Source organism: Streptomyces sp. NPDC002181, from assembly GCF_042890485.1.
GTDB lineage: Bacteria > Actinomycetota > Actinomycetes > Streptomycetales > Streptomycetaceae > Streptomyces.
This window is the reverse complement of the sequence record NZ_JBIASC010000006.1, coordinates 189,289-207,658: the sequence shown is the minus strand read 5'-3', so window position 1 is coordinate 207,658 and position 18,370 is coordinate 189,289. Positions and strand designations below refer to the sequence as shown.

Here is an 18,370-nt window from a genome sequence, read left to right as displayed (position 1 = left end):
CCTCCGTCAGCCGCGGCCGGTCGGGGGTGTGCGGCTGCCGGCGCGGTAGGGGGCGGGCCAGGGCGCGGCCGGGCCCTCGTAGGACTGGTCGGCGGCCGCGTGCAGGGTCCAGTGCGGGTCGTACAGGTGGGGGCGGCCCACGGCGCAGAGGTCGGCGCGGCCCGCCAGCAGCAGGGAGTTCACGTCGTCCCAGGAGGAGATCGCGCCGACGGCGATGACGGGTACGCCGAGCGCGTTGCGGATCCGGTCCGCGTACGGGGTCTGGTAGGAGCGCCCGTACTCGGGGCTCTCGTCCGCCACCACCTGGCCGGTCGACACGTCGATGGCGTCGGCGCCGTGCGCGGCGAAGGCGGCCGCGATGTCCACCGCGTCCTGCGCGGACGTCCCGCCGGGGGCCCAGTCGGTGGCCGAGATGCGGACGGTCATCGGCCGGTCGGCGGGCCAGACGGCGCGCACCGCGTCGAAGACCTCCAGGGGGAAGCGGAGCCGGTTCTCCAGGGGCCCGCCGTAGGCGTCCGTGCGCCGGTTGGTGAGCGGGGACAGGAAGCCGGACAGCAGGTAGCCGTGGGCGCAGTGCAGTTCCAGCAGGTCGAACCCGCAGCCCGCGGCCCGTACGGCGGCGGCCGCGAAATCGGAGCGGATCGATGCCATGTCCGCTGCCGTCAGCGCGCGCGCAGCGGCCGAGACGCCGGGCCGGTAGGGCGCCTCCGAGGCCGCCACGAGCGGCCAGTTGCCCTCCGGGAGCGGGTCGTCCATGCCCTCCCACATCACCCGCGTCGAGCCCTTGCGGCCGGAGTGGCCGAGCTGGACTCCGAGCGCGGTGCCGGGCGCGGAGCCGTGCACGAAGTCCGCGATCCGGGTCCAGGCCGCCGCCTGCCGGGCCGTGTACAGGCCGGTGCAGCCGGGGGTGATCCGGCCCTCGGCCGATACGCAGACCATCTCGGTCATCACCAGGCCGGCTCCGCCGAGGGCACGCGCCCCCAGGTGCACCAGGTGGAAGTCCCCGGGCGTCCCGTCGCCGTCCTGCGCGGAGTACATGTCCATCGGGGAGACCACGACGCGGTTGCGCAGGGTCAGCCCGCGCAGCCTCAGCGGCGTGAACATCGGCGGGGTGCGCTCGTCGGGGCAGCCGAAGTCGCGTTCCACGGCCCGGGTGAACCGCTCGTCGCGCAGCCGCAGGTTGTCGTGGGTCACCCGGCGGCTGCGGGTGAGCAGGTTGAAGGCGAACTGCCGGGCGGGCTGGTCCACGTACCCGGCGAGCTCCTCGAACCACCGCATGCTGGCGGCGGCGGCCCGCTGGGTCGAGGCCACCGCCGGCCGCCGGGCGGCCTCGTACGCGGCGAGGGCGGCGGGCACGTCCGGCTCCGCGGCCACGGCTTCGGCGAGCGCGAGGGCGTCCTCCACCGCCAGTTTCGTACCCGAGCCGATGGAGAAGTGCGCGGTGTGCGCCGCGTCCCCGAGCAGGACGGTGTTCCCGTGCGACCACCGCTCGTTGACGACCGTGCGGAACTCGGTCCACGCCGAGTGGTTGCCGTGCAGCGGGCGCCCGCGCAGGGCCTCGCCGAAGATCTTGGCGCAGCGCGCAGCCGATTCGGCCTCGTCGCACAGGTCGAAGCCGGCGGCCCGCCAGACGTCCTCGTGCATCTCCACGATGACGGTGGAGGCGTCCGCGGAGTACGGGTAGGCGTGCAGCTGCATGACGCCGTGCTCGGTCTCCGCGATCTCGAAGCGGAACGCGTCGAAGGCGAAGTCGGCGGCGAGCCAGATGTAGCGGCAGTGCCCGCTCGTCAGGGTCGGGCGGAAGTGCGCGGCGCCGCCCTGCCGGGTCGCGCTGTGCACCCCGTCGGCCGCGACGACCAGGTCGTACGAGGCCGCCAGGGCGGCGGCAGCCGGTGCGGAGGTGCGGAAACGGAGTCTGACCCCGAGGCCGGCGCAGCGCTCGTGGAGGATCTCCAGCAGTCGGCGCCGGCCGAGGGCGGAGAAGCCGTGGCCGCCGGAGGTCAGCAGCCGCCCCCGGTGCACGATGTCGATGTCGTCCCAGCGTACGAACTCGGCGCCGAGGGCCGCGTAGACCACCGTGTCGGCCCGTTCGATGCCGCCGAGGGTCTCGTCGGAGAGCACCACGCCGAAGCCGAAGGTGTCCTCGGGGGCGTTTCGCTCCCACACCTCGACCGTATGGCCCTGGCGGGCCAGCAGCGCGGCGGCGTACAGGCCCCCGGGCCCGCCGCCGATGACGGCGACCCGCAATGCGCTGCCTGCCGGCATGGCGCTACCTGCCCTTCCACTCCGGGGGCCGCTTCGCGGTGAAGGCGGCGTGGAACTCGGCGTAGTCCCGGCCGTTCATCAGCAGGGCCTGGGTGTTGGCGTCGAGCTCGACCGACGCGGCGAGCGGCATGTCGAGTTCGGCGGTCAGCAGTGCCTTGGTCTGCGCGTACGCGAGGGCCGGCCCGGCGGCGAGGTGCGCGGCGAGCTCGGCGGCGCGCGCGCCGGCCTTGCCCTCCTCGGTGACCTCGCTGAGCAGGCCGATGCGCTCGGCCTCCGGGGCGCGCACGGGCTCTCCGAGCATCAGCAGCCGGGTCGCGTGGCCGAGGCCGACGACGCGGGGCAGCAGGTACGCGGCGCCCATGTCCCCGCCGGAGAGGCCGACGCGGGTGAAGAGGAAGGCGAAGCGTGCGGTCGGGTCGGCGATCCGGAAGTCGGAGGCGAGTGCGAGGACGGCCCCGGCCCCGGCGGCGACCCCGTGCACGGCGGCGATCACCGGGAAGGGGCATTCGCGGATGGCGCGCACCACCTGGCCGGTCATCCGGTTGAAGTCGAGGAGCTGGGCGGTGTCCATGGCGAGGGTGGCGCCGATGATCTCGTCGACGTCCCCGCCGGAGCAGAAGCCGCGCCCCTCGCCTCCGAGGACGAGGGCGCGTACGGAGCGTTCGCGGGAGAGCTCGGCGAGCAGGTCGCGCAGGTCGGCGTAGGCGCCGAAGGTGAGGGCGTTGAGTTTCTCGGGGCGGTCGAGGGTGACGGTGGCCACGCCGTCCTGCCGGGTCACCCGCAGGTGGCGCCACCGTTCGGTCGCTGCTGTGGAACCGATGAAGGGGCTCACGGGATCGACGGTATCACTGCATCGTGACTGCCGTCACAGAAACGCGACACACGGGTGAGGGGGTTCACGGCGACCGGGGGCGAAGGGTTCGCGGCAACCGGGGGCGAAGGTCCCGGCGCGCCGTGACCCCGGTCCCTTGCGAGGTCGCCGGGGTGCCCTACGGGAACGCGAGGGCACTCCGTATCGTTGAAAGCGGAAGTTCCTCCTCCCGCCTTCTCGCCTTCCTCACACTTCCGCCCCTGCCCCGCACCCTCCGCACCGAGCCCCTGCCCGCTGTCCCCTGTCTACCGGAACGGACGGTCCCTCATGCCCGACGTCTCCGCCTGGCGGATCCCGCTGCCCCGTACGCCGGCCGCCGTGCCGATCGCCCGCGCCCTCGTCCGCACGGCGCTCACCGACGTGCCCGCCGCGCACGCCGACAGCGACACGGCGGAGCTGCTGACCGCGGAGCTGGTCGCCAACGCGGTGGAGCACACCGCCGGTGAGTGCCCGATCGAGCTGGTCGTGGAGCTGCGGGCGAGCGGCTGCCAGGTCGAGGTCCACGACGGCGATCCGCGACCGCCCGGCGTCCTCGGCGCGATCGGCACCCAGGGCGGCGCCGGCACCCGGCTGGACGACCTCATGCCCGACCCCTGGCAGGAGCACGGACGCGGGCTGCTGCTGATCCGCGCACTCAGCTCCGCCTGCGGTCACCGCGCGACGGCGGACGGGAAGGCCGTCTGGTTCACCCTGGCGGCGCGGCCCGCATGACTATGCGGAGCCGGCCCCGCCCCGCCTCGCCCCGCCCCGATCCGCGGGACACGCCCTAACCGGCGGCGGGGCCCGCGAGGGTCGCGACGAGGACGGCCTTGATGGTGTGCAGCCGGTTCTCGGCCTCGTCGAAGACGACGGAGTGCGCGGATTCGAACACCTCGTCCGTCACCTCCAGCGAGTCCAGCCCGTGCCGCTCGTGGATCTCCCGGCCCACCTTGGTGCCCAGGTCGTGGAAGGCCGGCAGGCAGTGCAGGAACTTCACGTCCGGATTGCCGGTCGCGCGCAGCACGTCCATCGTGACGGCGTACGGGGCCAGGGCGCCGATCCGCTCGTCCCAGACCTCCTTGGGCTCGCCCATGGAGACCCATACGTCGGTGGCGACGAAGTCGGCCTGGGCCACGCCCTCGGCGACCTCCTCCGTCAGCGTGATCCGCGCCCCGCTGGAGGCCGCGAGCTCGCGGGCCCGCGAGACCACGGCCTCGGCCGGCCAGTAGGCCTTCGGCGCGACGATGCGCACGTCCATGCCGAGCAGCGCACCGGTCACCAGGTACGAGTTGCCCATGTTGAACCGGGCGTCGCCGAGGTAGGCGAAGACGGTGTCCTCCAGCGGCTTGGCACAGTGCTCGGTCATGGTGAGGACGTCGGCCAGCATCTGGGTGGGGTGCCAGTCGTCGGTGAGGCCGTTGAAGACGGGCACGCCGGAGTGGGCGGCGAGCGCCTCGACGGCCTCCTGGCTGTCACCGCGGTACTCGATCCCGTCGAACATCCGCCCCAGCACCCGCGCCGTGTCCTTGACCGACTCCTTGTGGCCCATCTGGGAGCCGGCCGGGTCGAGGTAGGTGGTGTGCGCGCCCTGGTCCGCGGCCGCGACCTCGAACGCGCAGCGCGTGCGCGTCGAGGTCTTCTCGAAGATCAGCGCGATGTTCCTGCCCTGGAGGCGGCGCTGCTCGACCCCGGCCTTCTTGGCCGCCTTGAGTTCGGCCGCGAGCTCGATCAGACCGCGGAACTCGGCGGCGGTGAAGTCGAGCTCCTTGAGGAAACTGCGGCCGACGAGGTCGCTGGCCATGGGGACACTCCAAAGGTCACGCTGACAGGGGATGCTGGAAGTCTATACGATCCCCCGTATTGATATACAGAGGGACCTCAGGCCGGGTCCCGCTCCACCGGGCAGCTCATGCACCGCGGCCCGCCCCGCCCCCGCCCGAGCTCGCTGCCCGGGATCTCGATGACCTCGATGCCCTCCTTGCGCAGGTGCGTGTTGGTCGTCACGTTCCGCTCGTACGCCACCACCACCCCCGGCTCCACGGCCAGCACGTTGCAGCCGTCGTCCCACTGCTCGCGCTCCGCCGCGTGCACGTCCTGCGTCGCGGTGAGCACCCGGATCGAGTCCAGCCCGAGCGCGGCCGCGATCGCCCGGTGCATGTGCTCCGGCGGGTGGTCGGTCACCTTCAGCTCCTGGAGGCCCTCGCCCGGCTCGATCGTGTAGGAGCGCAGCATGCCGAGGCCCGCGTACTGAGTAAACGTATCTCCGTCGACCATCGTCATCACCGTGTCCAGGTGCATGAAGGCCCGCCGCTTCGGCATGTCCAGCGCCACGATCGTCTTCGCCGACCCGGCGGCGAACAGGCCCCGCGCGAGCATCTCCACCGCCTGGGGCGTGGTCCGCTCGCTCATCCCGATCAGCACCGCGCCGTTGCCGATGACGAGCACGTCGCCGCCCTCGATGGTGGAGGGGTAGTCCGCCTGCCCCTGCGACCAGTAGTGGAAGGCCCCGGAGGAGGTGAAGAGCGGGTGGTGCTTGTAGATCGCCTCGAAGTGCACCGTCTCGCGCTGCCGGGCCGGCCAGCGCATGGCGTTGATGGACACCCCGTCGTAGATCCAGGCGGAGGTGTCCCGGGTGAACAGGTGGTTGGGCAACGGCCCCAGCAGGAAGTCGTCCAGCTCCATCGCGTGGAAGCGGACCGACACCGGCTCCGCGTGCCGCTCCAGGTACTCGCGCTTGGTCATCCCGCCGATCAGCGCCTCGGTCAGCGCGGTCACCGGCAGCTGGTCGAAGACCGCGCGCAGGTGATCGGTGGCGAGCGGACCGTACTCCTTCTCGTCGAACACCCGGTCCAGGACGAGGTGTCTGGCCTCCGGAACGTCCAGGGCCTCGCACAGCAGGTCGCCGAAGAGGTGCACCTCGACGCCGCGGTCGCGCAGGACGTCGGCGAAACCGTCGTGCTCCTGGCGGGCCCGGCGCACCCACAGCACGTCGTCGAAGAGCAGCGCGTCCTTGTTGCTCGGTGTGAGCCGCTTCAGCTCGAGATCGGGCCGGTGGAGGATGACGCGGCGAAGCCGCCCGGTCTCGGAGTCGACATGGAATCCCATGGCGTACACGTTCGCAGACCGGACGGCCTTTTGACCTGGCGTTCGCTCAGGAGACGCGGCACGGTCGGCATCCACCGCGGTCCCGGCGGCGCCGGCCGGGGTCAGCGCAGACCGAGGAGCGCCGTCGGGGCCCCGATCACCTCCGGGGCGGTCAGGCCCAGCTTGGGGGTGGTCAGGTTCGGGATGCCGTAGTTGCTGCCGTCGGGCATCGTCAGCGGGGCGCCGACGATCGCGCCGGGGGTGCGGGCGAGCAGGTTGGTGGCCGGGGACTCCAGCGTGCCCTCGCCGTCCGTCTTCGGGTCGCCGAGCAGGTTGGGCACCGGCGTGCCGACCAGGGTGTCGCCGAGCCGGGTGCTGATGGGCATCACCGGGAGGATGGGGCTGGGGAGCAGGTCACCCGAGTGGTAACGGGGCGCCTCGGGAGCGCCGACGACGGGCACCGGCACCGCGGTGGCCACGCGCGGGGTGTCCACGCCCAGCGTGGTCTTCACGGCGTCCAGGGGGACACCCACCGGAACCGAGTCGGCCACGGCCGGGGTGGCAGCGCCGGCCGCGGCCATACAGGTCATGAGTGCCGCAATGCTTCCGCGCGCGGTCATCTTCATAGGTGACGTTCCGTCCTTCCAGGGTCGCGGACATTCCGCTGCCCTGGATGAACGATCCCGCCGGTGGTTTTCCCGGCGTTCTCCGGGAAAGTTCCCCCATACGACCTAATTAGGGGCCGTACAGGGGCCTCTCCTTTACGGCTGCGCGTACCGTCCCCCGCTCACAACCTCGGGTCGACCGGCTCCGATTCGAGTGCGAGCACGGCGAAGACCGCCTCGTGCACCCGCCACAGCGGCTCCCCGACCGCCAGCCGGTCCAGGGCCTCCAGCCCGAGCGCGTACTCGCGCAGGGCCAGCGAGCGCTTGTGCCCGAGGAACCGCTGCCGCAGCTTCTCCAGCTGCTCCGGACGCGTGTACTCCGGGCCGTAGATGATCCGCAGGTACTCCCGCCCGCGCACCTTGATCCCGGGCTGGACCAGGCGGCCCTTGCCGTCCCGGGCGTACGCCTGGAGCGGCTTGACGACCATGCCCTCGCCGCCCGCGGCCGTCAGCTCCAGCCACCAGTCGGTGCCCGCCCGTACGGAGTCCTCGTCGGCGGTGTCGACCAGGATGCGGCCGGTGCGGCGCAGCAGCCCGGTCCCGGCCGCCTCGTCGGCGGCCACGAGCCGGTCGAGCCAGAACAGCTGCTCGTCGTGCGGTACCGCGGCCAGCGAGCGCCCGGCCGCCGCCAGCAGCTGGAAGGGGGCGAACCGTACGCCGTCCAGCCCGTCCGTGGTCCAGCAGTAGCGCCGGTAGGCGTCGGTGAACCGCTCGGCGTCGGCGGCCCGCTCCCGCTGGCGGGCGAGCAGCCCGCCCGTGTCGACGCCCCGCCCGGCGGCCGCGGCCAGGGCGCCGAGGGCGTCCGGGAACACGGCGCGGGAGGCCGCGCCGACGGCGGCGTACTGGTTGCGCAGCAGGCCGGCGGACTTCAGCGACCAGGGGAGCAGCTCCCCGTCCAGCAGCAGCCAGTCCGTGGCCAGTTCCTCCCACAGGCCCGCGTCGGTGATCGCGCCGCGGAGCCGGGTGAGGACCTCCTCGGTGACCTCGGGGTCCTGGAAGAACGGCCGTCCCGTGCGGGTGTAGACGGAACCGGTCGGCCCTCCCCCACCGCCTTCGGCGTGGGGGGCGCCCCCGACGCCGAAGCGTTCCCGGGCCGCCTCCGCGTCCTTGCAGACGAGGACGGTGGCGCGGGAGCCCATGTGCTTCTCCTCGCACACGACCTGGGCGATGCCGTCCTTGCGGTACTGGGCGAAGGCCTCGGCCGGGTGCTCCAGGTAGCCCCCCTCCTGCGAGGTGGCGGTCGGAGCCATGGTCGGCGGCAGGTACGGGACCAGCCGCGGGTCCACCGCGAAGCGGCTCATGACCTCCAGGGCCGCGGCCGCGTTCTCCTCGCGCACGGTGACGTTGCCCAGGTGCCGGGTCTCGACGATCCGGCGCCCGTGGACGTCGCCCAGGTCCAGCGGGCGGCCGTCGTGTCCGCCCGGCGCCTCGGTGGCGAGCGGCTTGAGCGGCTCGTACCAGACCTTCTCGGCGGGTACGTCGACCAGTTCGCGCTCGGGCCAGCGCAGGGCGGTCATCTTCCCGCCGAAGACGGCGCCGGTGTCCAGGCAGATGGTGTTGTTGACCCAGGCGGTGTTCGGGACCGGGGTGTGGCCGTAGACCACGACCGCCTTGCCCCGGTACTCCTCGGCCCACGGGTGGCGCACGGGCAGGCCGAACTCGTCGGTCTCGCCGGTGGTCTCCCCGTAGAGGGCGTGCGAGCGGACCCGGCCGGAGGTGCGGCCGTGGTACTTCTCGGGCAGGCCGGCGTGGCAGACCACCAGCTTGCCGCCGTCGAGCACGTAGTGGCTGACGAGGCCGCGGATGAACTCCCGCACCTCCTGGACGAACTCCTCCGGCTCCCCCTCCAGCTGCTCGATGGTCTCGGCGAGGCCGTGGGTCCGCTGGACCTTGGAGCCCTTCAGGTAACGGCCGAGCTTGTTCTCGTGGTTCCCGGGCACGCACAGGGCGTTGCCGGAGCCGACCATGCCCATCACCCGGCGCAGGACGCCCGGGCTGTCCGGGCCCCGGTCGACGAGGTCGCCGACGAACACGGCGGTGCGGCCCTCGGGGTGGACCCCGTCCTCGTACCCCAGCTTGCCGAGCAGGGTCTCCAGCTCGGAGGAACAGCCGTGGATGTCACCGATGATGTCGAAGGGGCCGGTGAGGTGGGTGAGGTCGTTGAACCGCTTCTCCAGCACGACTTCGGCGCTCTCGGCCTCCTCCGGAGTGCGCAGCACATGCACCTTGCGGAAGCCCTCGCGCTCCAGTCCGCGCAGCGAGCGGCGCAGGTCACGGCGGTGGCGCTGGATGACGGCGCGCGGCAGCCCGGCCCGGTCGGGGCGCCCGGCGTTGCGCTCGGCGCAGACCTCCTCGGGCATGTCGAGGACGATGGCGATGGGCAGGACGTCGTGCTCGCGGGCCAGCCGGACCAGCCCGCGGCGGGCCTCGGCCTGCACGCTGGTGGCGTCGACCACGGTCAGGCGTCCGGCCGCCAGCCGCTTGCCGGCGATGTAGTGCAGGACGTCGAAGGCGTCGCGGCTCGCGCTCTGGTCGTTCTCGTCATCGGCGACCAGACCCCGGCAGTAGTCGGAGGAGATGACCTCGGTGGGCTTGAAGTGCTTGCGGGCGAAGGTGGACTTCCCGGATCCGGTGGCCCCGACGAGGACGACGAGGGACAGATCGGTGACGGGAAGTACGCGGTTGCCGGTACTGGTCATGCGGCCTCTCCCTCCTTTGCGGTGCCGATGCCGGTGTCGGTGCCGGTCTTGGTGTTGGTATCGGTGTTGGTATCGGTGTCGTTGTCGGTCCGGATCCGGGTGAAGACGGCCATCTGCGTCGGCGGCCCCACCTCGGGGTCGTCGTCGCCGACGGGCACGAAGGCCACCTCGTACCCGTGGCGGCCGGCCACGGAGGCGGCCCAGCCGCGGAACTCCTCGCGGTTCCACTCGAAGCGGTGGTCGCCGTGCCGGACGTGCCCGGCGGGCAGGCTCTCCCAGCGGACGTTGTACTCCACGTTGGGGGTGGTGACGAGGACGGTGCGGGGGCGGGCCGCGCCGAACACCGCGTACTCCAGGGCGGGCAGCCGCGGCAGGTCCAGGTGCTCGATGACCTCGCTGAGCACGGCCGCGTCGTAGCCGGCCAGCCGCTTGTCGGTGTACGCGAGCGAGCCCTGGAGCAGCCGGACCCTGCTGCTCTGCTTCTCCCCCATCCGCTCGATGCGCAGCCGTTTGGCGGCCATGGCGAGAGCCCGCATGGACACGTCGACTCCGACGATCTCGGTGAACGACACGTCCCCCAGCAGCGCCTGGACCAACTGCCCCTGTCCGCAGCCGAGGTCGAGCACCCGGGCCGCGCCGGCGGCGCGCAGCGCGGCGAGGATCGCCTCGCGCCGCCGCACGGCGAGGGGTACGGGCTTCTCCTCTGTGTCGCGGTTCTCGTCCACGGCGTTGTCGAGCTCCTCGACCTCGCTGCCGTCGGCCTCGGCCAGCCGCAGCAGCTCCAGCCGCTCCAGGGCGTCGCGGGTCAGCCGCTTGTGGCGGGCCAGATATCGGGCGCTGATCAGCCCGTTCTCGGGGTGCGCGGCCAGCCATCCGTCTCCGGCGCGCAGCAGCTTGTCGACCTCGTCGGGGGCGACCCAGTAGTGCTTGGCGTCGTCGAGCACGGGCAGCAGGACGTAGAGCTGCCGCAGCGCGTCGGCCAGGCGCAGCTCGCCCTCCAGTACGAGCCGTACGTACCGGGAGTCCCCCCACTGCGGGAACTGCTCGTCGAGCGGCAGGGGATCGGCCCGTACGAGGTCCCAGCCGAGCGGATCGAACAGCCGGTGCACGAGTTCCGCCCCGCCGCGTGCGGGCAGCGCCGGTATCTCGATGCGCAGCGGACGGGCCTGCTCCGCCAGTTCGGGGCGGGCCGTGCACTGCCCCTTGAGCGCGCTGCGGAAGACGGAGCTGAGCGCGACGGCGAGCAGCGAGGACGCCGCGTACGGGCGGTCGTTGACGTACTGCGCGAGCGCGGCGTCGGGCGCTCCGCCCCGCCCCTTGCCCTGGCCGCGCCGCACGAGCGCGACGGGGTCCACCTCCAGCAGCAGCGCCGCCGTGCACCGTTCGTCGGCGGCTTCGGGATAGAACACGTGGGCGACGCCGTGGGAGGTGGAGAACGCCTGCGTCTTCCCCGGGTGCTTGTGCAGCAGGAAGCCCAGATCGGTGGCCGGGCGCTCGGCACCGCCAGTGGTGGAGATCGTCAAGAACATGCAGCTCAGCATGGATGCCGCTGGTCGCCGGGGGCCACTGGTTTTCCCCCTGCCCGGGCACGCCGCGCCGTGTGCGGATCCCGATTCGGGCAAGTGCCCGACGCGCCCGCACCACGCGTTGTACGGTCCGCGGAACACGTCGTTCCCCGTGCCCCCGGCATCCCGGCAGCCCCAGGAGGGCCTCTCTCGTGTACCCGCCGCAGCCTTACCCACCCATGCCCGCGCCCGTGCGCCGCTGGTGGCAGCATCCCGCCCTGATCATCGCTCTGCTGGTCGTGATCCCGCCCGCGGGCATCGCGCTCGCCTGGACGAGCCGGTGGGGGCGGCCCAAGAAGGTCATCGCAACCGTCCTCGCCGGTCTGTGGTTCCTCACGCCCTTCCTGGGCGACCCGCCGAAGAAGGCCGAGGCGGACTCCAAGCCGGCCGCCCTCGCGTCCGCCTCGCCGAGCGCGAGCACCGGCCGGACCGAGCCGCCCTCCCTCGTCGGCCGGAACCTCAAGGAGGCGAAGGCGGCGGCGCTCGCCGCCGGGTTCCAGGCGCTCTCGCACGACGCCTCCGACGGGAACGCCGCCCAAGCGGCCGAGGACGGCTGGAAGGTGTGCTTCCAGAGCCTGGTCGCCGAGAAGGCCGGTGCGATACCCGCGCTCGACTTCGGTGTGGTCCGCACCGACGCCCCGTGCCCGGCGAAGGACGGGGATCCGATCCCCCGTCCGAAGATGCCCAAGGTCATCGGCCTGACCTTCGCGAAGGCCTCCGAGGCGCTCAAGCCGATCGGCCTCCAGAAGATCGAGCCGCAGAGCGCGTTCACGGACGTCACCCTTCCGGCCGCCGTGGACGACTGGGCCGTCTGCTTCCAGGATCCCGCGGAGGGCACGGAGATCAGCGCTCCGGCGACCACTTCCGCCTCCCTGAAGCTGGTGTCCCCCGGGACCGGCTGCCCGGGTACGCCGAACACCCGCCTCCACCCCGAGCCCGTGCCCCCGTCCGACGACGGCTCGGGCAGCACGGCATCGGGCGGCTCTTCCTCCGGCGGGTCGTCCTCCGGAGGGTCGTCCTCCGGAGGCTCTTCCTCCTCCGGTGGGTCCGACAGCGGCGGCGCAGCGAGCTCGGGCACCGTCACCCCCGGGGCGTTCTGCTCCCCCGCCGGGGCGACCGGCGTCAGCAAGAAGGGCATCGCCTACACCTGCAAGGGTCCCGGTCAGCCCCGCTGGCGCCAGTGACCGGTCCCGCCTCCCGAAGTCCCCGCGGCCAGTTCGGCGATGCCCGCCGGGCCGATGCGGCAGCAGCCGCCGATCAGGCGGGCTCCCGTCGCGCGCCAGGCTTCCACGGGCCAGGGGGCGGGGTGGGCCGGGGCGTGCCAGGTGGCGGTGGCGGCCTCCCAGACGGAGCCGTCGTTGGGGTAGGCGACGAGCGGCTTGGGCGTCACTGAGGCGGCAGCCTCAAGGGCCGGCAGGACGTCCGCCGGGTCGCAGCAGTTGACGCCGACCGCGATGACCTCCGGGGCCCCGGCCGCCAGGGCGAAGGCCTCGGGGAGCGGCTGGCCCGCGCGGGTGCGCGGGCCGGCCACCGTGTAGCTCAGCCAGGCGGCCGCCCCGGTCCCGGCGAGGACGCCGAGGAGCGCTTCGGCCTCCTCGGCGTCCGGGACGGTCTCCAGCGCCAGGACGTCGGCGCCCGCCGCGAGCAGCGCCTCGATCCGCGGGCGGTGGAAGGCGGCGAGCCCGCGCACGCCCAGTCCGTACCGCCCTCGGTACTCGGAGCCGTCGGCGAGCACCGCCCCGTACGGGCCGACCGAGGCCGCCACCCAGACCTCGTGGTCGGCGGCCTCGGCCGCCCGGGCCGCCAGCGCGACGCCGCGGTGCAGCAGTGCGGTGGTCCCGGCCCGGTCGTACCCGCGTGCGGCGAAGGCCTCGTACCCGACCTGGTAGCTCGCGGTGATCAGCACCTCGGCGCCGGCCCGCGCGTACGCCGCGTGGGCGGCCTCCACCTGGTCGGGCCGCTCGGCCAGCACCCGGCCCGACCAGAGGCCGCCGGACAGGTCGCAGCCCTGGTCGGCGAGCTGGTTGCTCAGTCCTCCGTCCAGGAGCACGGCCCTGTCGGCCAGGGCTTCGGCGAGCGGGCGCGACGCGCGGGGCACGGCAGTCCGCCTCCCTCAGCCGAGCTGGGACAGCACCTGGGCCGAGATCAGCTCCAGGTGGTCCAGGTCGTCGAGGTCGAGCAGCTGGAGGTAGACGCGGGAGCTGCCGACGGCCGCGTAGGCGCCGATCTTCTCCACCACCTCGGCCGGGGAGCCGGCCAGGCCGTTGGCCTTCAGCTCGTCCACGTCCCGGCCGATGGCGGCGGCCCGGCGGGCGACCTCGGCGTCGTCCTTGCCCACGCACACCACGAGGGCGTTGGAGTAGACGAGGTCGCCGGCCCCCCGCCCGGCCTCTTCGGCGGCCTGCCGCACCCGGCCGAACTGCCGCTCGCTGTCCGCGATCGAGGCGAACGGCATGTTGAACTCGTCCGCGTACCGGGCGGCGAGGCGCGGGGTGCGCTTGGCGCCGTGGCCGCCGATGAGCACGGGCACCTTGGCCTGGGCCGGCTTGGGCAGCGCCGGGGACTTCTCCACCTGGTAGTGGGTGCCCGCGTAGTCGAACGTGGCTCCGGGAGCGGTCGCCCACAGGCCGGTGACGATGGCCAGCTGCTCCTCCAGCCGGGCCATCCGCTCCGCCGGGAAGGGGATGCCGTACGCCTTGTGCTCCTCCTCGAACCAGCCCGCGCCCAGGCCCAGTTCGACCCGGCCGCCGGACATCTGGTCGACCTGGGCCACCTGGATGGCGAGCACGCCGGGCAGCCGGAACGTGCCGGCCGTCATCAGCGTGCCGAGCCGGATCCGCCGCGTCTCCCGGGCCAGGCCCGCGAGGGTGATCCAGGCGTCGGTGGGCCCGGGCAGGCCGTCCGCCGACCCCATTTTCAGGTAGTGGTCGGAGCGGAAGAACGCGTCGAAGCCCAGGTCCTCGGTGGCCTTGGCGACGGTCAGGAGGGTGTCGTAGCTCGCGCCCTGCTGGGGCTCGGTGAAAATACGGAGATCCATGACTCCCATCCTGCCCCGCCCACCCCTGCAGGGTGAATCTGCGTCAACCGGACGGTCGACCCCCGGCCCGGCCAGTGACCAGCCCGGATGGGGATCGTTGGCTCGGACGGAGCCGGACCGCCCGGCCCGCGCGCCGGCGGCCTTTCGCCGATGCGTCCACCGCCCCCTTCCGCTTGGGAAGGGCCAGGGCCGAGGAGGCCGCCATGTCCCACGAGGCCGTGCCCGAGCACACCGGACAGGCAGCACAGGCAGCACACGACCACGCACGTCAGGAGCCCGCGGCGGCCGCGCAGGGCGGCGCACCGAAGGGCCTGCTCCAGCAGATGGAAGAGCTGATGGCGGCGCTGAACGCCGACCTGTCGCAGCTCGACGCCGACCTCCAGTCCTCCACGGACCGCGCCCCCGGCTCGCCGCTGACCCCGAGCAGCCGCACCTCCGAGAGCGAGCGCCCCTCCCACCGGTCGTACTGACCGGCACGTCGGATGACCCCGCGGGTCCCGTCGCGCACGGCGGGACCCCCGACCCCGTGACTCACCGCATTCCCGGCCCGCCCGTCAGGCTGCCCGCCCCCTCCCGTCAGGCCACACCAGAGGCGGACCCGCGCTCGCGGACCGTCAGCCGGCGCAGGACGGCCCGGACCCGGTCGCTCGATTCGTCGGCCGCGTCTATGGACTCTATGCACTGCCAGTACAGCCCCTCGTCGTCCGTCGCGCAGGCCACCCCGACCAGGGCTATCCCCACTTCGCCGAGCAGCGCCTGCAACCCGAGCAGAGCCTGGCGCACATCCGCCACCTCGGTCAGCTGCGCGGCTCTCGGCGGGTAGTCGGGCGCGCTGCCCTCTCCGCTCAGGGCCGCTCTGTCGAGCACCCCGCATCCTCTGCCCCCCGCTTCACCCAGCCCCCGTGCCTCCGATCTCAGCTCCGGCGGCCCCGTGACCGCCAGCCAGCTCCCGATCCCCTGCGCGAGCGCCTGCGCCTGCCAGGCCTCGCCCACGATGTCCATCGCCGCCCCGCTCTGTGCCAGCGCGTGCCGGCCGGCCGCGATGAGCCGTACCGCATCCATATGCCGTCCCCCGTCCGCACGACATCCACCGTTCTCACCACTACCCAGAGTGAGGGCAATGGGCCAGTAAAGCCAGGGGTATTCGGAAATCTGTGGACACAAACATGGTTGTGGACGGCGCCATCACTCCGAAGAGTGACAATTCGATGTCGGAGGCCCCGTCACCGGGAAGCGGAGCTCGTTCCTCTCGATCTTCGCGGCGAGCGCATCCAGCACATCCACCCCGAGAACCTCACAGAATTGCAGCAGATACGCCAGCACGTCGGCCACCTCATCGGCCACGCGGTGCGCGGTTTCCGCCTTCTCCATGACCTTCGCCGACTCCTCCGGGGTCAGCCACTGGAAGATTTCGACCAGTTCGGACGCTTCCACGCTCAGCGCCGCGGCCAGGTTCTTGGGCGTGTGGTACGGCTCCCAGCCGCGCGCCGCCGCGAACTCGGCCAGTCTGCGCTGGAGTCGGTGCAGCCGCTCGGTCGGGTGCGGCCCTTCCCCGTGCTGTACGCCCTGCTCGTCACTCATGGCGTCAGGTCTACCACCGTCACCCCCGGGGTCACCCGGGCGGCCGCGGCCGCCGCCTCCCCCACCGCCGCCAGCAGGCGGACATGGCCGCGGCCGCAGGACAGCAGGGCCAGCCTCAGCAGCTCGGCGCACTGCCGCCGGTCCAGGTCGCGGTCGAAGCCCTCGGCGAGGACCGTCAGCGCCTGCCGGGCGGAGAGCAGCTCGGCGGCCGGGTCCATGGCGAGCACCCCCGGGCCGGTCAGCAGGACCAGCGCCAGCGCCAGGAAGCGGAGCTCGCCCGCGCCGAGCCGGCCCAGTTCCGTGGCGGGCCCGGCGCGGCCGCGGTCCAGGACCGCCGTGATCGGGCCGTGCGCGGCGGCCCGCACGTCCAGCCCCTCGACCGGTCCCGCGCATCCGGTGCGCGCGGCCGCGGCGAGCAGCGCGTGGCGGGTGCCGCACTCGTGGCGGGTCCGGCGCAGGACGTCGGCCAGGTTCGCGCAGTCGCCGAGCAGCCGCCCCTCGCCCGGCGGGACGGGTGCGCGCATCCGATCGGGGCACGGGTCACAGGGGAACACCGAGCGCAGCGCCACCACCACCTGCTCGGCGGCCGCCAGGACCTGCCGCTGCCCGGCCGTGGAGCCGGCGACGCGCAGCGGCAGCAGGGCGGTGCTGAGCCGGTCGTCGGGGAGCGGGGCCCGGGTCACGCCGACGGCTCCGCCGGTCAGCCAGGAGGCCTGCACGGAGCGCCGGCCGGGGTCGCGCAGTGCGGTGGCGAGCAGGATCTGCCCGTCCAGCGCGAGCCGTTCGCCGACGATCCGGAGCGCGGGTTCGGCCTGGACGGCGAGGTCGAGGCGGACGGGCCCGGCGGGGCCGTCGACGGTGCAGCCGACGCGGAACCCGCGCCGTCCCTGCCCGTCGGGCAGCGCGCGGTCGGGGATCCGACCCTGCGGATCGGGGAAGGCCTCTTCCAGGGTGGCCCCGGCCCCGAGCGCGGCCAGCGCCCCGTAGGCGGCCAGGACCTGGGACTTGCCGCTGCCGCTGGGTCCGGCGAGGAAGGTCACGGGGCCCAGCGCGAAGACGGCGCCGCGGTGCGCCCCGAAGGCGGAGAGCCGCAACTCGGTGACGGCGGGCCGGTGGTGCACGGCGGCGGCCGGCGGGGCACCGCCGGGGGCGGCGGGAGCGGCGGGGGCGGCGGCCCGAAGGGCATCGCCGGCAACGGGGGCGGATAACCGGGCGGGGGCGGGGTCCGCCTGCGCGCCCGGGTCCAAGGTGGCGTCCATGCGCCGGACGGTACGGCCCGCCGGACCCCCGGTGGGTCCGGCGAACCGTTCCGCCCCGGCGACCTTCCTACGATCGGGGGACGGCGGCGGCCGCGATCCCCTCGACCTCGGTCCCGACGGGCGCCAGCAGGAAGACGTTGCGGTCCACCCGGTGCATCCCGCTGCCCAGTCCGAAGACCACGCCACTGCTGAAGTCGAGGATCCGCTTGGCCACTTCGCCGTCCGCGCCGGTGAGGTCGAGCAGCACCGGGATCTGCGCGATCAGGTACTCGGCCACCTCCCGGGCATCGGCGAAGACCTGGACCCGGATCACGACGAAGCGCCGCTGCTCCGCCGCGGACGCCCCCGGCGCCGTGGGGATCGTGCGGTGGTCCACCCGGGAGGGCCACTCGTTGCGACTGCGCAGGGGGACCACCTGCGCGAGCCCCTCCCACTGTTCGTCCGTGACGTCGTACCTGCTCACCGGGCCGCCTCGGCCGTGCGCTTCATGTGCATCCCCCCATCCTCTCGCGTTTCACCCGTTCAGCCCAACAACGACACGAGCGACACGGGGTACTCCCGCAGAAGCGAATAGGTTAGGTTAGGCATACCTAAGTCACTCGCCCAGGACGATGGAGAGATCCCGCATGCGCATGCCCGGTGCTGCCCCCGCCACCCCGGCCGCCGGCCGGCCCACCGATGCCGAGCGGGTCCGGTCGATCCTGGCCGCCGCCCACTCCATGACCGTGGTCACCGACGGGCTGAGCAGCGAGGTCCGCCACCTCGACGGATCGGACCCGATGGGCCGGCTGCACCTGCACCCGTCCGAGCCCGGCGGCGAATCCGAGTACCGGCCCTCGATCCGGCTGGAGTTCACCGACATCGCCCCCACTCCCGTACGGGACCGCGTGCGCGCCCGCGTCACGGTCACCGGCCGCCTGCTCACGCCCTATACGGACGAGGGCGCCGACTCCACCTGCATGGAATTCGGCCGGGCCGTGCTGGAGACCGACGAGGGACGCACCTGCGTCGGCCTCGAAGAGCTCGACGCCGCCTGCCCCGACCCCCTCGCCCCGTACGAGGCCGGCATGCTCACGCACCTCCTCGACGACCACGCCGAGCTCGTCACGCTGCTCCTGCGCCTGGTCCGGCCGCTGCCCGCCGCCGCGATCCTGCGCGTGCTGCCGCTGGCCATGGACCGCTACGGGATCACCCTGCGCCTGGAGCTGCACCGCGGCCACCAGGACGTACGGCTTCCGTTCCCCTCCCCGCTGGACGACGTCGAGCAGTCCGGGGTGCAGATCCAGGCCCTGTTCAGCGCGGCCCGGCGGCGCTCGCACCGCAACAGCCTGCCCGCCTGAGGACTCCCGCACGGGAATAGGCCCG

17 protein-coding genes are annotated in these 18,370 nt (G+C 73.3%); 4 read left to right on the top strand and 13 right to left on the bottom strand.

Features of this window, described 5'->3' with window-relative positions; translation table 11 throughout:
* Positions 1-6: 6 nt before the first annotated feature.
* Both ACFYXV_RS18205 and ACFYXV_RS18200 read right to left on the bottom strand, forming a co-directional pair.
* Positions 7-2,265 (bottom strand): bifunctional salicylyl-CoA 5-hydroxylase/oxidoreductase, encoded by a 2,259-nt coding sequence (locus ACFYXV_RS18205; protein ID WP_389383429.1) that lies wholly within the window; start codon positions 2,263-2,265, stop codon positions 7-9.
* Between the two features lie 4 nt (positions 2,266-2,269).
* Positions 2,270-3,097 carry an enoyl-CoA hydratase family protein gene (locus tag ACFYXV_RS18200; protein ID WP_385460550.1) on the bottom strand — a complete coding sequence of 276 codons (828 nt, stop codon included), beginning with the start codon at positions 3,095-3,097 and terminating at the stop codon, positions 2,270-2,272.
* Positions 3,098-3,403: 306 nt separating this feature from the next.
* On the opposite strand from ACFYXV_RS18200, the gene ACFYXV_RS18195 reads away from it, so the two are divergent.
* The gene (locus ACFYXV_RS18195; protein WP_389383427.1) at positions 3,404-3,847 is read left to right on the top strand and encodes an ATP-binding protein; all 444 of its coding nucleotides are present in this window, start codon (positions 3,404-3,406) and stop codon (positions 3,845-3,847) included.
* 55 nt (positions 3,848-3,902) lie between these two features.
* On the opposite strand, the gene argF is transcribed toward ACFYXV_RS18195, so the two are convergent.
* The 5 genes from argF to ACFYXV_RS18170 all read right to left on the bottom strand — a co-directional run bounded on the left by argF (position 3,903) and on the right by ACFYXV_RS18170 (position 11,092).
* Positions 3,903-4,916 (bottom strand): ornithine carbamoyltransferase, encoded by a 1,014-nt coding sequence (gene argF, locus ACFYXV_RS18190; protein WP_389383426.1) that lies wholly within the window; start codon positions 4,914-4,916, stop codon positions 3,903-3,905.
* Between the two features lie 77 nt (positions 4,917-4,993).
* Positions 4,994-6,220 (bottom strand): arginine deiminase, encoded by a 1,227-nt coding sequence (locus tag ACFYXV_RS18185; protein WP_383337535.1) that lies wholly within the window; start codon positions 6,218-6,220, stop codon positions 4,994-4,996.
* A gap of 101 nt (positions 6,221-6,321) precedes the next feature.
* Positions 6,322-6,789, bottom strand: a complete 468-nt coding sequence (locus ACFYXV_RS18180) for a hypothetical protein (RefSeq protein WP_385460544.1) — start codon at positions 6,787-6,789, stop codon at positions 6,322-6,324.
* 197 nt (positions 6,790-6,986) lie between these two features.
* Positions 6,987-9,563 carry a polynucleotide kinase-phosphatase gene (locus ACFYXV_RS18175; protein WP_389383424.1) on the bottom strand — a complete coding sequence of 859 codons (2,577 nt, stop codon included), beginning with the start codon at positions 9,561-9,563 and terminating at the stop codon, positions 6,987-6,989.
* Entirely contained in the window at positions 9,560-11,092 is a 1,533-nt protein-coding gene (locus ACFYXV_RS18170; protein ID WP_389383422.1) for a 3' terminal RNA ribose 2'-O-methyltransferase Hen1, read from the bottom strand. Before ACFYXV_RS18170 ends, ACFYXV_RS18175 begins: the two co-directional genes overlap by 4 nt.
* A 215-nt stretch (positions 11,093-11,307) precedes the next feature.
* On the opposite strand from ACFYXV_RS18170, the gene ACFYXV_RS18165 reads away from it, so the two are divergent.
* The gene (locus tag ACFYXV_RS18165; RefSeq protein WP_389383421.1) at positions 11,308-12,312 is read left to right on the top strand and encodes a PASTA domain-containing protein; all 1,005 of its coding nucleotides are present in this window, start codon (positions 11,308-11,310) and stop codon (positions 12,310-12,312) included.
* On the opposite strand, the gene mmuM is transcribed toward ACFYXV_RS18165, so the two are convergent.
* Positions 12,291-13,226 (bottom strand): homocysteine S-methyltransferase, encoded by a 936-nt coding sequence (mmuM, locus tag ACFYXV_RS18160; protein WP_389383420.1) that lies wholly within the window; start codon positions 13,224-13,226, stop codon positions 12,291-12,293. The genes ACFYXV_RS18165 and mmuM overlap by 22 nt on opposite strands.
* A 15-nt stretch (positions 13,227-13,241) precedes the next feature.
* Positions 13,242-14,165, bottom strand: coding sequence for an LLM class F420-dependent oxidoreductase (locus ACFYXV_RS18155; RefSeq protein WP_383337523.1), 924 nt, complete (start codon positions 14,163-14,165; stop codon positions 13,242-13,244).
* A gap of 203 nt (positions 14,166-14,368) precedes the next feature.
* Here ACFYXV_RS18155 and ACFYXV_RS18150 point away from each other — a divergent pair, with 203 nt between their 5' ends.
* Positions 14,369-14,635: a hypothetical protein gene (locus tag ACFYXV_RS18150; protein ID WP_385460531.1), complete on the top strand. Its 267-nt coding sequence runs from the start codon at positions 14,369-14,371 to the stop codon at positions 14,633-14,635.
* A gap of 106 nt (positions 14,636-14,741) precedes the next feature.
* Here ACFYXV_RS18150 and ACFYXV_RS18145 read toward each other — a convergent pair whose 3' ends face one another.
* The 4 genes from ACFYXV_RS18145 to ACFYXV_RS18130 form a co-directional block, all read right to left on the bottom strand.
* A complete protein-coding gene (locus ACFYXV_RS18145) occupies positions 14,742-15,227 on the bottom strand; it encodes a DUF6099 family protein (protein WP_383337519.1) in 486 nt (161 codons plus the stop codon).
* A 123-nt stretch (positions 15,228-15,350) separates the two neighbouring features.
* The gene (locus ACFYXV_RS18140) at positions 15,351-15,746 is read right to left on the bottom strand and encodes a nucleotide pyrophosphohydrolase (protein WP_385460527.1); all 396 of its coding nucleotides are present in this window, start codon (positions 15,744-15,746) and stop codon (positions 15,351-15,353) included.
* Positions 15,743-17,005 carry an ATP-binding protein gene (locus tag ACFYXV_RS18135; protein ID WP_389383419.1) on the bottom strand — a complete coding sequence of 421 codons (1,263 nt, stop codon included), beginning with the start codon at positions 17,003-17,005 and terminating at the stop codon, positions 15,743-15,745. Before ACFYXV_RS18135 ends, ACFYXV_RS18140 begins: the two co-directional genes overlap by 4 nt.
* A 67-nt stretch (positions 17,006-17,072) precedes the next feature.
* Positions 17,073-17,468, bottom strand: coding sequence for a cell division protein SepF (locus tag ACFYXV_RS18130; RefSeq protein WP_030154409.1), 396 nt, complete (start codon positions 17,466-17,468; stop codon positions 17,073-17,075).
* A 163-nt stretch (positions 17,469-17,631) separates the two neighbouring features.
* Here ACFYXV_RS18130 and ACFYXV_RS18125 point away from each other — a divergent pair, with 163 nt between their 5' ends.
* Positions 17,632-18,345 carry a DUF2470 domain-containing protein gene (locus tag ACFYXV_RS18125; RefSeq protein ID WP_385460522.1) on the top strand — a complete coding sequence of 238 codons (714 nt, stop codon included), beginning with the start codon at positions 17,632-17,634 and terminating at the stop codon, positions 18,343-18,345.
* The last annotated feature ends 25 nt before the right edge of the window (positions 18,346-18,370 follow it).